The organism is Streptomyces sp. NPDC005494 (assembly GCF_042872025.1).
Taxonomy (GTDB): domain Bacteria; phylum Actinomycetota; class Actinomycetes; order Streptomycetales; family Streptomycetaceae; genus Streptomyces.
This window is the reverse complement of record NZ_JBIAJR010000004.1, coordinates 267,109-280,422: the sequence shown is the minus strand read 5'-3', so window position 1 is coordinate 280,422 and position 13,314 is coordinate 267,109. Positions and strand designations below refer to the sequence as shown.

The window sequence follows — 13,314 nt, the reverse complement described above, 5'->3', positions numbered from 1 at the left end:
GAATGAGGCAAAGGGTCACCCGGCCCCCGTGCTGCTGGCAGAATCCGAGCCATGACGCCTGCCATCCCCGGCCCTTCCCAGGAATCCGTCCGGCCCCTGCTGCTCCCGGGCTCCCGCATATTCGTCGCGGGCCACCGCGGACTCGTCGGCTCGGCGCTGGTGCGCCGCCTCTCCGCCGACGGTCACGAGGTGCTCACCCGCGGCCGGGACGAACTCGACCTGCGTGACGCGGAGTCCACCGCGGCCTTCCTGCGCGACGCCCGCCCGGACGCCGTCGTGCTGGCCGCCGCCAAGGTGGGCGGCATCATGGCCAACAGCACCTACCCGGTGCAGTTCCTCGAGGACAACCTCCGCATCCAGCTCGCCGTGATCTCCGGCGCGCACGCCGCGGGGGTCCAGCGGCTGCTCTTCCTCGGCTCCTCGTGCATCTACCCCAAGCACGCACCGCAGCCGATCCCCGAGGACGCGCTGCTCACCGGCCCGCTCGAACCCACCAACGAGGCGTACGCGCTCGCCAAGATCGCCGGAATCGTGCAGGTCCAGTCCTACCGCCGGCAGCACGGCGCCTCGTACATCAGCGCCATGCCCACCAACCTCTACGGCCCCGGCGACAACTTCGACCTGGAGACCTCGCACGTCCTGCCCGCCCTGATCCGCCGGTTCCACGAGGCGAAGCGGGACGGGGCAGAGGAGGTCACCCTGTGGGGGTCCGGCAGCCCCCGGCGCGAATTCCTCCACGTCGACGACCTCGCCGCGGCGTGCGTGCGGCTGCTGGAGTCCTACGACGGCGACGAGCCGGTCAACGTCGGCTGCGGTGAGGACCTCACCATCCGTGAACTTGCCGAGACGGTACGCGCGGTGACGGAGTATCAGGGCCTGATCGTGTGGGACACCTCGAAGCCCGACGGCACCCCGCGCAAGCTCCTCGACGTGTCCAGGCTGTCCTCCCTCGGCTTCAAGCCGCAGATCTCCCTGCGGGACGGCATCGCCCGCACCTACGCCTGGTGGCTCGGCGCACACGCCACCGGCCGCTGAACCTTCGCCCCCACGGCTGCGGTACGTCCTGAATGCGTGCACACGACCCCCCACGCGATCCCCCTCGTGTCCCCCTGTCACGTCTCAGTACGCCCCGCGGCCGTCGGTGACGGCGCGGACCGTGCGGGCGAGCAGACCCATGTCCGTGGCCACCGACCAGTTGTCGACGTACCAGAGGTCGAGCGAGACCGTCTCCTGCCACGACAGGTCGGAACGCCCGCTGACCTGCCACAGGCCGGTCAGCCCCGGGCGGACCGCGAGCCTCCTCAGCTCCCGCTCGTCGTAACGGGACACCTCCTCCGGCAGCGGAGGACGTGGGCCTACCAGGGACATGTCACCCCGCAGCACGTTGAGGAGCTGCGGCAGCTCGTCCACGGACGTCCGGCGCAGCGCATGGCCGATCCGGGTCACCCTCGGGTCGCGGCGCATCTTGAACATCGGGCCCTCGCTCTCGTTCACTGCCGAGAGCTGCTCCCTGCGGGCCTCCGCGTCCGCCACCATCGTGCGGAACTTCCACATGGTGAAGGGTGTGTTGTGCTGCCCGTGCCGGATCTGGCGGTGGAAGACGGGGCCGGGTGACGACAGCCGCACGGCCAGCGCCACCGCGAAGAACAGCGGGGCGAGCAGAAGCAGCCCGAGCGCCGCGCCCGCCCGGTCCACCACGGTCTTGAGCGCGGCCTGCGCTCCCCGGCGCAGCGGCGGTGTCACGTGCAGCAGCGTCAGGCCCGCGGCGGCGACGGGCCGGACCCGGGACGCCGCGACGCCGGTCAGCTCCGTGAGCACGCAGAGCGCGAGCCCGCTGTCGTGCAGACCCCACGCGAGCCGGCGCAGCCGGTCGTCGTCCAGTTGCGGCCCCGGCGCGACGAGTACCAGATCCGCGTCGTGGGCGAAGGCGCTGCCCAGCACCGTGGACACGTCGTCGTCGGCGGGTTCGGGCGCGAGCCGCCCCGGCACCGGGGTGCCGCAGTCGGGTGCCGCCGGCCCCACCGGGACCACGGCCACGGCCTTGAACGGGTGATCCGTGCGGGAGTTGAGCAGATTCACCGCCCGGTCCAGCCCGGCGGCCCCGCCGACCACCAGGACCCGCCGCCCCGCTGTGGACCGACGTCGGCCCACCACCCCCACGAGTACGGCGACCAGCAGCCCTGGTGTCAGCGCCACGACGCCTGCGGCCGGGTCGAGCCCTCCGCCCGTCAGCGCCACCAGCACGGCCAGCATCCCGAGGAGCGCCAGCCAGTCGCCGAACGAGCCCAGGGCGGCCCCGGCCGCTTCCCCCGGCGGCCGGTGGGCGTACCGGCCGCGCGCAGCGCGTACACCGGCCCATACGAGGGCGGCCGACGCCGCCGTGACGAGAGGGCCCGGCTGGTCCCCGGCCCGCAGCGCGAGCCAGGCCGGAACTCCCAGTCCCAGCAGATCGGTCAGGACGAGCAGCGGTACACGCGGATCGGGCCTCTTCCTCGCCCGCGGTCTCTCCGTGTGGTCGCGCTCCACGGTCGTCGGTGGTCTCCACACATGCTCCGGAGCCACCGTGCGGTTCCGGGACCCGCCGGTACGCGGTCGTGGTGCTTCCACGATCCCAGCGGGCCCGGATATATCCGTTTCAGGTATTTCGACATGCCCCATGAACCCCCCAGCCACAGTTGCATCCCCACAAACGGGACGCATCCGCCGATCCCATGGACTGACGGATGCGCCCTCGCTCGGTGCACGATATCCACACACGTGCCATTTCGCTGGAGTTCCCGTGAAGTTCAGACAGCTCGGACGTAGTGATCTGCGTCGCGCCACCCGGCCCGCCGGAGGAGGGCACACCTAGAGTGGAGTCATGGAACCGCTTTCCGAGGAACAGACCGGCCAACTCGTCGCGATCGTGATGGATCTGGCCAGGCAGGGCCGCTCGGAGGAGCTCCTGGAGTTCTTCGACCACGGGCTGCCGCTCGACGTCCAGGACCCCGAGGGCAACACGGCGCTGATGCTCGCCGCGTACCACGGACGCACGGAGACGGTACGGGCGCTCGTCGCGCGCGGTGCCGACGTCGATCTGCGCAACGGCCGGGACCAGTCCCCGGTGGCCGGCGCCCTGTTCAAGGGCGAGGACGAGATCGTCTCCGCGCTCGTCGCGGCGGGCGCCGACCTGGACGCGGGGACCCCCAGCGCGCGGGCCACGGCCCAGATGTTCGGGAGGACGGCGCTGCTGCCGTAGGCGTCACGGGCACCGAGCGGTGCCGTCGTGGCCGGCGCGAGGAGCGGTGCTGTCGTGGCCGTCACGGCTGCTTCGCGGCTGCCCCGCCGTGCTGCCGTCGTGGCCGTCCCGGCTGCCCCGCGGTGTTGGCCGTCGTGGCTGCCTGCACGCACCGCGCGGCCGAGGGGCCCCGGACGACCGTGTGGCGTCCGGGGCCCCTCGTGTACAGCTTCGGGATCAGCCCTGCTTGGCTGCCTGGAGAGCCGCGATCGCCTTGCGGACACCCTCGCCGTAGGCCGGGTCGGCCTGCGTGCAGTGGTGGATGTGCCGCTCGATCGTGGCCTGCGAGGCACCGTCGATGGCCCGGGCGGTGTTGCCGAACAGGGCGTCCTGCTCGTCCGGGGTCATCTGCCGGAACAGGTTGCCCGGCTGCTCGAAGTAGTTGTCGTCGTCCTCGCGGTAGTCGAACCGGTCGGCGCCACCGTCGAGCGCCAGACCCGGCTCGGCGAACTGCGGCTGCTCCGCCCAGCGGCCGTAGCTGTTCGGGGTGTAGCCCGGCACGGCGCCCTGGTTGCCGTCCACGCGCAACTGGCCGTCGCGGTGGTAGGTGTTGACGTTCTTCGCGCCGCGCGGCTGATTGACCGGAATCTGGTGGTGGTTGACCCCGACGCGGTAGCGGGCCGCGTCACCGTACGAGAACAGCCGGCCCTGGAGCATGCGGTCGGGCGACGCGCCGACACCGGGGACCAGGTTGGCCGGGGTGAAGGCCGCCTGCTCCACGTCCGCGAAGTAGTTCTCCGGGTTGCGGTTGAGCTCGAGCTCGCCGACCTCGATGAGCGGGTAGTCCTTCTTCGACCAGACCTTGGTGAGGTCGAAGGGGTGGTAGCGGTACGTCGCCGCGTCGGCCTCCGGCATCACCTGGATGTAGAAGGTCCACTTCGGGTGGTCGCCGCGCTCGATCGCGTCGAACAGGTCCGCCTGCGAGGACTCGCGGTCGGCCGCGACGATCGCGGCGGCCTCCTCGTCCGTCAGGTTCTTGATGCCCTGCTGCGTGCGGAAGTGGAACTTCACCCAGAAGCGCTCGTTGCTCTCGTTGATGAACGAGTAGGTGTGCGAGCCGAAGCCGTGCATGTGGCGGTAACCGTCGGGGATGCCACGGTCCGACATCACGATGGTGATCTGGTGCAGCGCCTCGGGGAGGTTGGTCCAGAAGTCCCAGTTGTTCTCCGGGGAGCGCAGGTTCGTGCGCGGGTCGCGCTTCACGGCGCGGTTGAGGTCGGGGAAGTGGTGGGGGTCCCGGTGGAAGAAGACCGGCGTGTTGTTGCCGACGACGTCCCAGTTGCCCTCCTCCGTGTAGAAGCGGAGGGCGAAACCGCGGATGTCGCGCTCCGCGTCCGCCGCGCCGCGCTCACCGGCCACGGTCGAGAAGCGGGCGAAGAGCTCGGTCTGCTTGCCGACCTCGGAGAAGAGCGCGGCCCTGGAGTAGCGGGTGATGTCCTGCGTCACCGTGAAGGTGCCGAAGGCACCCGATCCCTTGGCGTGCATACGGCGCTCGGGGATGACCTCGCGGCTGAAGTGGGCCAGTTTCTCCAGGAACCAGACGTCCTGGAGGAGCATCGGGCCGCGCGGGCCGGCGGTGACGGCGTTCTCGTTGTTCGCGACAGGTGCGCCGGCGGCAGTGGTCAGCGGCTTCAAGTTGTCAGAAATCTTCCTGCTCCTCAGTGTGAGAACTTGCGTGCACCGGCTCCGGTTCCCGCTGACCACGTTCGGTCCGACACACCGGGCACAGACCCCAGTACGTCACCTCCACGTGGTCGATCGTGAACCCGTGATCGTGTCGCGTGTCGAGCCGCGGGGCGGCCGGGGGCGCATCGACGTCGGCGATCGTGCCGCACGAGCGGCAGACCACGTGCTGATGGTCGTCCCAGGTCTGTCCCTCGTACCGTGCCGGGGAATTCGGCAGGTCGATCCGTCGCGCCAGCCCGGCGTCGACGAGCGTCTTGAGCACGTCGTAGACCGCTTGGGTCGAGACCGCGCCGATGCGTGTCCGTACCAGGGTGAGGAGGGTACTGACATCGGCGTGGGGGGCCTCGTGGATCGCCGACAGCACGGCGACCCTGGGTCGGGTCACCCGCAACGACGCTCCGCGCAGGAGAGTCCTGGCCTCGGTTTCGATCACCTCCGCAGTGAAGCACTTTTCTGGAATGATTCCAATCAGTGCCACGTAAAGGCCTCCCGCCGCCGATGGACGCGGCGGGCGACGGCCCGGCGGGACGGGCCGGCAGCCATGTCCGATTCCCGCCAGCGCGGCCCTCCGTCATGCCGCACTCTTGAAGCGTGATGAGCGACGACAGCAGGTACGAGGCGGTGTGCAGCCGCGATGCCCGGTTCGACGGCGAGTTCTTCTTCGCCGTGTCGACGACCGGGATCTACTGCCGCCCGAGCTGCCCGGCCACCACACCCAAGCGGCAGAACGTGGCCTTCTATCCCACCGCCGCCGCCGCACAGGGCAGCGGATTCCGTGCCTGCCGGCGCTGCCGCCCGGACGCCGTCCCCGGCTCCGCCGGCTGGAACGCCCGCGCGGACCTGGTGGGCCGGGCCATGCGGCTGATCGGCGACGGAGTCGTCGACCGCGAGGGCGTGGCCGGGCTGGCCTCGCACCTCGGCTACAGCGCCCGGCAGGTGCAGCGCCAGCTGAACGCCGAGGTCGGCGCGGGTCCGATCGCCCTCGCCCGTGCGCAGCGGGCACACACCGCACGGATCCTGCTGCAGACCACGACGCTGCAGGCTGCCGAGATCGCGTTCGCCGCGGGCTTCGCCAGCGTGCGGCAGTTCAACGACACGGTGCGGGAGATCTACGCCCTCACCCCGGGCGAGCTGCGCGCCGCCCGGACCGGCCGCGCGCCGCGCCGGGTCGCCGACAGGGCCGGGGGAGTGCCGCTGAGGCTCGCCCACCGGGGCCCGTACGCCGCCGCTGAGGTCTTCGACCAGCTCGCAACCCACGCCGTCGCCGGTGTCGAGGAGATGACCGGCGACCGGGGCGGGCGTACGTACCGGCGTACCCTGCGCCTCCCCCATGGCACCGGCGTCGCGGAGGTCGGCGAGAGGACCGGCGACGGCTGGCTGGAATGCAGACTGCATCTGAGCGACCTGCGCGACCTGACGACCGCCACCCAGCGCGTGCGCCGCCTCTTCGACCTCGACGCCGACCCGCACGCGGTCGCGGAGCGACTCGGCGCGCACCCCGCCCTGGCCCCGCTGGTCGCCCTCAGGCCCGGGCTGCGTGCCCCCGGGGCCGTCGACCCCCACGAACTGACCGTCCGGGCGGTACTCGGCCGGCAGGTCTCCGTCTCCGCCGGGCGGCGGCTGGGAGCCGCGCTGGTGGCGGCCTACGGCACCCCGCTCAGGACTCCTGACGGCACCCTCACCCACACGTTCCCGGAATCCGGCGCCCTGGCAGGAGCGGGCCTTCAGGAGCTCGAGCTGCCGGACTCACGGCGGTCCGCCCTGCGCGGTGTCGCCGCGGCGCTCGCGGACGGCCGGATCTGCCTCGACCCGGGCGCGGACCGCGACCGGGCCGAGAGGCAACTGCTCGGCCTGCGCGGCGTCGGTGCCTGGACGGCCGGATATGTTCGCATGCGGGCGCTGGGCGACCCGGACGTGCTGCCGGCCGATGACGTCGCCGTCCGCGCGGGGATGCGGCAGGCGGGTGCCGATGCGGTGGATGCCGAGGACTGGCGGCCCTGGCGGACGTACGCCGTGCACCACTTCTGGAGCGCGGCGACGGACCGGCGCCGCACCGCAGCGGCGGGACTGATCTGAACGATGGAGGACGGGAAGATGACCTACTGGACCACGATGGACAGCCCGCTCGGGGAGCTGCTGCTGGTCGGCGAGGAGTCCGCCACCGCGCCGGGGGGCACCGCCCTCGCCTCACTCTCCGTACCCGGCCAGAAGGGCGGCGCGACGGTCCAGGACGACTGGACCGAGAACGCCGGGGCCTTCACCGAGGTCGCCGCGGAACTGCGCGCGTACTTCGACGGGAACAGGACGAGCTTCGGCATCGAGTACGCCGTCGGACGGGGCACCGATTTCCAGCGGCGCGTGTGGGCGGCCCTGGAGGCCATCCCGTACGGCACGACCCTCAGCTACGGGGAGGTCGCGGCGCGGATCGGCGCGTCGCGCGCCGCCGTGCGTTCGGTCGGCACCGCGATCGGCGCCAACCCGCTGCTGGTCGTGCGCCCCTGCCACCGCGTGATCGGTGCGAGCGGCGCGCTGTCCGGATACGCCGGGGGGATCGACCGCAAGCGGCAGTTGCTGGAGCTGGAGCAGAAGCGTCCGTAGACGGCGCCGCGCGGTGCCGAGCCGCGTAGGGCATCGGCGACAACGGCAACCGGCCGCCCCGCCCCGCAGCGATGCAACACCGGGCGTATGACCGACCGTTCGCACAGAGCCCGTTTGACGGTGTTCCCGCGAACGCCGTGTCCGCCATCGCTGCCCCGCCGGCCTGACGCCGTACGCACTGTTGTCGACTGAGGAAGCTTGCCCCCGCGACCGGTCGTCGCGAGGGCTCGGAGCGTTACTTCCTGCGGAAGAAATCGAACGACTTCATGGTGTCGCCGACTGCGTTGACGATGTCGGCACGGTCGACACTCCTGGTGTTGCGAACGCTGAGGTGGAGCACCCAGATGAGCGTGCCGCAGCGGGCAAGGAATGCCAGAAACGCGATGATGATCACCGCGGCGAACGCGTACGGAGACATGGCAAGAACGTCAACAAGAGAGATGGACAACGAAACGGACCCTTCGCCTACACGACGGAGGCCCTGGAAAGGGCATACTCCGTTGCGGTCGAACGACTGCAAGCTTGACGGCCTCCTGCGTGGAGGCGTCCACGTGGGGTCCGCCCGTGGTGGCGTGTCCGGAACAGAGTTCCGTTGCGGCTGCGCGTTGCGATACAGAGCTCGAAGTGGATCTCAATACTCAGCGTGAGAAGGTTCGGTGATCAGCTGTCAGGGGATGTACCGAACTTCAGATGCGGCACCCTCATATTACCAGTTCGCGTCTCGGACTTGAAGCCTGGACGTAACACCTGAGGGCTGCTGTCCCGCAAAGATCGGCTGGTGCGCCGCCCTGCCTCAAGGGCGCGGAGACAGGGCGGCATGATGTCCTCTCATGAACAGTGCAGAGCTGCGGCCTGCCCGGATAGCGGGTTACGACGGTGGTCCCCTCACGTACCAGGTCAGGCTCCTGGACGAGCCGCTCTTCTGGCTGGGGCACCTCTCCTCGTGTATCCAGAGCGAGGAGACCGAGGAGTTGTTGTTCGGCGCGGACCATGACGCAGCGGGCGACTTCCAGCGACGGCTCTGGGAACGGGCCGAGTGGCCGGCGTTCACGGTGCCGCTCGCTGCTGATCACCGTCTTCACGTGGTCTACCGGACTATCGCGGACGACACCGGAACTGACTACCTCCTCCACCACCCCGACTGGGGCCAGGCCGAGATCCTCGCCCGGGATGACGGGCACTTCATGGGTCCAGGTCTGTCCTGGCCCGAACTCGTGGCAGCTGCGGACAACATGCTGCCCGGCGGCAGCACCACCGATCCCCACTCCCGACTGTTGCTCCTGCTGCCTGCGTTCGGCGACGATGCAGTCCCCGACGACGCTGTTGGTCGCCTGGCGGATGCGCTCAGCGCCCGCATGATCGTGGATGATCCCGAGACCCTCGCCTCTGCTCTACTGGAGGATCAAGGGGCGTCCGGCCCAGCGCGCTGGACGGTAGCCGGGCACGGACTCTCCGTGAACGATGGCGAGTACTCCTTCCGCAACCCCACCAACCTCTTCGCCCTGCCAGTTGACCGCTTGGCTCGGGTGGCCACCGCGCTGGCGCCTGGACCCGCCCAGCAATCCCCAACGGCGAGGGGTGGTGTTTGAAACCATGCAGCCGTGCCTGCTGTGATCACGGCTACGCAGCCGGCGAGCCGGTCGACCATGCCCTCGGCCGGTCCCGCGGCGGGCTGACTACCAAGATCCACCTCGCTGCCGCCCGCTTGCGTTCGTCGTTACCCTGCGACGCCGCCGACCGGCTGGCGGCCGAAACGGTCCGTCACCGACGTCAGGACGAGGAGCAGGCTCCCGCTCTCTGACGTCCCGCAAGCCCGTGAGGTGCCGCTCGCGCAGCAGCGCACGGTGAGCCCGCGGCTGAGGCCCGCATACCCGCCGTGCGGCTCGTGAGTCCCGTTTCCCCACGTGAGAGGCGGGGCTCTGCTGTGCCCGTCCCCTGTCCAAGGAGCACGAGGGCACCTGCGACCCCGCCACCGGGCCGGCCTCGGACAGGCTGAACATCACCACGCGGGTCACCGGGCTGTCGTAGCCGAAACGCTTCTCCCCTGTCATGACGGCGTTGTCAGTGGGCCCACGTAGGTTGATCAGTGTTCCGCCGGTCCGGCGGGGACAACCCCTTCGTTGTGCATGGGAGATGGCACGTTGTCGGATTGGGAGAGGTCGAGCACGGCCCGGGTGATACCACCCGCGCGGTCGCGCAAGCTCGCCAAGGTGCCGTTCGTCGAGCTGGCCGACGGACGTCTGCAGGGTGTGGTGTCGAGTGGTTCGGACATCGGGCGCGTCTACGTGTCCTCGGTCGCCGCCGGGAGCTACGCGTTCGCCTGCAGCACCAACAACAACCGTCCCTGCGGCGGCGCGCGGGGATCGTTCTGCAACCACATCGGGGCCCTGATCAACGAGTCGGTCCTCCAGTACGGCGCCGAGCGCGTCGTCCGCTACCTGAAGGCAGAGGTCCCGGAGGGGGAGGTGGACGGGGCAGTGCTGGCGTCGGCCATGCGGAGCACCCGGCCGCAGATGGACGAGACGAAGGCCGCCGCCTCCGTCTTCAGCCGGTTCCTGCGGCACCTGGCCTACCTCGAACACGGCCCGGTCACCGCGCCGTTGCCCGAGATGCACTTCTTCCCGCCCACCAGGGCGGTGGCGTGATGCGCGCCGACCTGTTCGCCGAGCCCGTCGAAGGGCTGGACGAGGCGCTCGCCGCCGTCGACGCCTTCGACCACGCGCTCGTCGCCGGTCTGCTGCGTGCTCAAGCCGCCGAGCCCGCCGGCCCCACGGTACTGGCTCAGGCGCTGGCCGGTACACCTCTGGCCGGCCGGGTCGCCGAGGCGGCCGGAAAGGCCGCGGCCGGAGCGGCGGGTGAGGACCACTTCGTGGCCCTGGCCGCCGGGCGCACGGCGCTGCTCGGCTCGGTCCACGACGCGTTGCTGACCCGGATCGAGGAGGCTGTGGGCCGCTCACGCGGTGGCGAGGCCGCTCCGGTGGCGTCCGCCGGCCGGCCGGCGGCGAATCTGCTGACTGCGGCCCGGGCCTGGCTGTCCGATCTGGCGCGCTGCGGATGGCAGGGGATCGACCACGAGGTGGTCTCCGGAGCGGCGGAGGTCGTCTCCGCGATGCTCCCGGACCCCTCCCTGCGCCGCCTCGCGGCACTCCTCGACGGCTTCGCGGCCGAGCTCGCCGCTTCCTGCCCCGGCGCGTCGGCGGAGCGCTTTCCGGTGCGCCGCTGGGCGGACCTCTGGTCGCGAGGCATGCTGCTGACGTTGCCCGGAGCGGCGGTCGCCCCGGTCGCCGGGACCGCCGACGGCCGTCTGCTGCCCCTCGGTATCGACGTACAGGAGCACGCGACCGCCGCACAGGCTCAGGTGCACGCGGTTCTGGAGCCGGCGGACGGCTCCGCGCCCCGCCTCGTGCGGGCCAGTGTGTCGGTGCCGAAGCCGGACACGGTCGTCGGAGCCGGGATCTGGCAACTGCTGCGACCGCACTTGTCCTTGCTGGCAGCCGCGGGCGAAGGCCGGTCGATGCAGCTCACGGGCATGCCGGTCACTGCGGAGGGCGACCTCGTCTGGAGCGACGACCACGCGCGTCCCGGCGAGCCGGCGGAGGCGTTCGCGACCGCCCGTGTGGCCCTGCCCTCGGCGGTCGCAGCGGCGACCGCGCCTCTGGACCGGCATCCCGCGCGCATCGCCGTACCCGTCTTCCTCGAGGGCTACACCGCCCGCACGGACGACGACGGCGCAGTCACCTTCACGATCGCAGGGCTCGAACTGCCCGTCGACACCGACCGCATCCCTGCCGCGGGGCCGCTCACACCCGAGAGCGTCGCCAGGTCGAGCGCGTGCATCGCGCTGGTCCGCTGGGACGCGGGCACGTTCGGTGTGCAGCCGCTCGCCGTCGAGACCACGGTGCGGAAGAAGGTGACCGCGGTGCACGCGGGGGCCTGGGCCGGGGGGACGGCCGACAAGGCAGGAGTCCGGGCCGAGAAGGCCGCCACGGACGCCGCGAAGGTGCTGAGCGAGCGCGCGGGAAGGCTGTTGCGGAAATGACCGGACAGCAGAGCCCCGGCGTCCCCGGGCAGACCTCGCACGACAACCGCCGCCAGGTCATGTACTGGCGCCTCCTGGCCCAGCTCTTCGACCACGAGGAGCAGGCGGCCCTGGAGTCGGCGAGCCTCGCCGTCGTCCAGGACATCGGGCTTCCGACGGCGCTCCTGGACCCGAAGACGTCCGTCGACTCGGTGGTGCAGCGCCACCCCGGACTTGCCGCGGAGTTCGAGGGTCTGATGGTGCCGGAAGCGGCAGCGCAGGAGACTCGTGGTCCGGGCACGGAGGTCGATGACACTGTCGATCCGGCTCCGGGCGCGGAGGCCGACGAGAGCGCCGACTCAGCTCCGGCGGAGGTCGAGGAGAGCGCCGACCCCGCTCCGGGCGCGGAGGCCGACGAGAGCGCCGACTCAGCTCCGGCGGAGGTCGAGGAGAGCGCCGACCCCGCTCCGGACGCGGAGGCTGACGAAAGCGCCGACTCGGCCCGGGACAAGAGTCCGAAGCCGGGTGCGCACGAGGGCGCCGGCGCCGACGCACGCGACAAGGCCGCCGAGGTGCGGCGCGCCGCGCTCGTGTCGAAGGTGCTGCTTAACGTCTTCCACTCCCCGCCGGGCACCGTCACCGCGGGCCAGCTCTCCCGATGGCAGTCCGACGCCGGCTGGCTGGAGCGGGCGCTCGGCTGCAAGCCCGGCGAGCTGCGCGGCGGGCGCTCCGCAGGCGCCGGCGTCAGCCCGACCGGCACCGGCGGTGACGGCCGGACACCCGACCTCAGCCGGCTGATTCCCGAGATCGGACCGGAGCTCGGCGCCATCGAGGCCGGGCTCGTCAAGCGGATGCGGCTGCGCGAGGTGCTGGCCGATCCGCAGCTGGCGGGTCAGCTGACCCCGAGCATGTCGCTGATCGAGCAGCTGCTGCGTGACAAGGACAACCTGTCCGGCGTGGCCCTGGCCAACGCCAAGGCGTTGATCCGCCGCTTCGTCGACGAGGTCGCCGAGGTGCTGCGCACCCAGGTGGAGAAGTCGACCGTCGGCGCTCTGGACCGCTCCGTCCCGCCCAAGCGGGTCTTCCGCAACCTGGACCTCGACCGCACCATCTGGAAGAACCTCACCAACTGGAGCCCGGAGGAGGAGCGGCTCTACGTCGACCGCCTCTTCTACCGCCACACCGCGCGCAAGACCACACCCCAGCGGCTGATCGTGGTCGTCGACCAGTCGGGCTCCATGGTGGACTCGATGGTCAACTGCACCATTCTCGCCTCGATCTTCGCGGGGCTGCCCAAGGTGGACGTCCACCTCATCGCGTACGACACCCAGGCCCTCGATCTCACACCATGGGTGCACGACCCGTTCGAGACCCTGCTGCGCACCAACCTCGGAGGGGGCACCGACGGCACGGTCGCCATGGCGCTGGCCCAGCCGAAGATCGCCGAGCCCCGCAACACCGTCGTCGTGTGGATATCGGACTTCTACGAATGGCAGACCGAGCCGCTCTTCGAGAGCATGGCCGCCATCCACCGCTCCGGCGCCAAGTTCATTCCGGTCGGTTCGGTGACCAGCTCCGGCCGCGCCAGCGTCAACCCGTGGTTCCGGGAGCGCTTCAAGGACCAGGGGACGCCGGTGCTCTCCGGCCACATCCGCAAGCTCGTCCACGAGCTCAAGACCTTCCTCACCTGAAGCCTCTCGGCCCCGGTGCAGTCAACCCCCATACTCAGAAAGGC

At 71.0% G+C, this 13,314-nt stretch carries 12 protein-coding genes and 1 pseudogene; 9 read left to right on the top strand and 4 right to left on the bottom strand.

Annotation, left to right across the window (positions count from 1 at the left end):
• Nucleotides 1-51: 51 nt before the first annotated feature.
• Nucleotides 52-1,035 carry a GDP-L-fucose synthase gene (locus ACFYQ6_RS15020; protein ID WP_361576199.1) on the top strand — a complete coding sequence of 328 codons (984 nt, stop codon included), beginning with the start codon at nt 52-54 and terminating at the stop codon, nt 1,033-1,035.
• 84 nt (nt 1,036-1,119) lie between these two features.
• Here the strand turns inward: ACFYQ6_RS15020 and ACFYQ6_RS15015 are convergent, their stop codons facing one another.
• Nucleotides 1,120-2,658, bottom strand: a complete 1,539-nt coding sequence (locus ACFYQ6_RS15015; protein ID WP_388763215.1) for a sugar transferase — start codon at nt 2,656-2,658, stop codon at nt 1,120-1,122.
• A gap of 202 nt (nt 2,659-2,860) precedes the next feature.
• Between ACFYQ6_RS15015 and ACFYQ6_RS15010 the strand changes: the two genes are divergently transcribed.
• A complete protein-coding gene (locus ACFYQ6_RS15010) occupies nt 2,861-3,238 on the top strand; it encodes an ankyrin repeat domain-containing protein (protein ID WP_361576205.1) in 378 nt (125 codons plus the stop codon).
• Between the two features lie 216 nt (nt 3,239-3,454).
• Here ACFYQ6_RS15010 and ACFYQ6_RS15005 read toward each other — a convergent pair whose 3' ends face one another.
• Both ACFYQ6_RS15005 and ACFYQ6_RS15000 read right to left on the bottom strand, forming a co-directional pair.
• Nucleotides 3,455-4,924 carry a catalase gene (locus ACFYQ6_RS15005; RefSeq protein ID WP_361576481.1) on the bottom strand — a complete coding sequence of 490 codons (1,470 nt, stop codon included), beginning with the start codon at nt 4,922-4,924 and terminating at the stop codon, nt 3,455-3,457.
• A complete protein-coding gene (locus ACFYQ6_RS15000) occupies nt 4,917-5,396 on the bottom strand; it encodes a Fur family transcriptional regulator (protein WP_361576484.1) in 480 nt (159 codons plus the stop codon). Before ACFYQ6_RS15000 ends, ACFYQ6_RS15005 begins: the two co-directional genes overlap by 8 nt.
• Before the next feature lie 161 nt (nt 5,397-5,557).
• Between ACFYQ6_RS15000 and ACFYQ6_RS14995 the strand changes: the two genes are divergently transcribed.
• Both ACFYQ6_RS14995 and ACFYQ6_RS14990 read left to right on the top strand, forming a co-directional pair.
• Nucleotides 5,558-7,039 carry an AlkA N-terminal domain-containing protein gene (locus ACFYQ6_RS14995; protein ID WP_388763213.1) on the top strand — a complete coding sequence of 494 codons (1,482 nt, stop codon included), beginning with the start codon at nt 5,558-5,560 and terminating at the stop codon, nt 7,037-7,039.
• An 18-nt stretch (nt 7,040-7,057) separates the two neighbouring features.
• Nucleotides 7,058-7,561: a methylated-DNA--[protein]-cysteine S-methyltransferase gene (locus tag ACFYQ6_RS14990; protein ID WP_361576211.1), complete on the top strand. Its 504-nt coding sequence runs from the start codon at nt 7,058-7,060 to the stop codon at nt 7,559-7,561.
• A gap of 235 nt (nt 7,562-7,796) precedes the next feature.
• On the opposite strand, the gene ACFYQ6_RS14985 is transcribed toward ACFYQ6_RS14990, so the two are convergent.
• Nucleotides 7,797-7,979 carry a hypothetical protein gene (locus tag ACFYQ6_RS14985; RefSeq protein WP_388763211.1) on the bottom strand — a complete coding sequence of 61 codons (183 nt, stop codon included), beginning with the start codon at nt 7,977-7,979 and terminating at the stop codon, nt 7,797-7,799.
• A gap of 412 nt (nt 7,980-8,391) precedes the next feature.
• Between ACFYQ6_RS14985 and ACFYQ6_RS14980 the strand changes: the two genes are divergently transcribed.
• From ACFYQ6_RS14980 to ACFYQ6_RS14960, 5 genes and pseudogenes are all read left to right on the top strand, one after another.
• Nucleotides 8,392-9,150 carry a hypothetical protein gene (locus ACFYQ6_RS14980; protein ID WP_361576217.1) on the top strand — a complete coding sequence of 253 codons (759 nt, stop codon included), beginning with the start codon at nt 8,392-8,394 and terminating at the stop codon, nt 9,148-9,150.
• An 8-nt stretch (nt 9,151-9,158) separates the two neighbouring features.
• Nucleotides 9,159-9,254 (top strand): annotated as a pseudogene (locus ACFYQ6_RS14975) (IS5/IS1182 family transposase); the annotation flags it as partial.
• Nucleotides 9,255-9,687: 433 nt separating this feature from the next.
• On the top strand, nt 9,688-10,206 hold the full coding sequence (locus tag ACFYQ6_RS14970) for a hypothetical protein (protein ID WP_356743360.1): 519 nt from the start codon (nt 9,688-9,690) through the stop codon (nt 10,204-10,206).
• Nucleotides 10,206-11,600, top strand: coding sequence for a hypothetical protein (locus ACFYQ6_RS14965; protein ID WP_388763209.1), 1,395 nt, complete (start codon nt 10,206-10,208; stop codon nt 11,598-11,600). Before ACFYQ6_RS14970 ends, ACFYQ6_RS14965 begins: the two co-directional genes overlap by 1 nt.
• Nucleotides 11,597-13,270 carry a VWA domain-containing protein gene (locus ACFYQ6_RS14960; protein ID WP_388763207.1) on the top strand — a complete coding sequence of 558 codons (1,674 nt, stop codon included), beginning with the start codon at nt 11,597-11,599 and terminating at the stop codon, nt 13,268-13,270. Before ACFYQ6_RS14965 ends, ACFYQ6_RS14960 begins: the two co-directional genes overlap by 4 nt.
• Nucleotides 13,271-13,314: the final 44 nt, after the last annotated feature.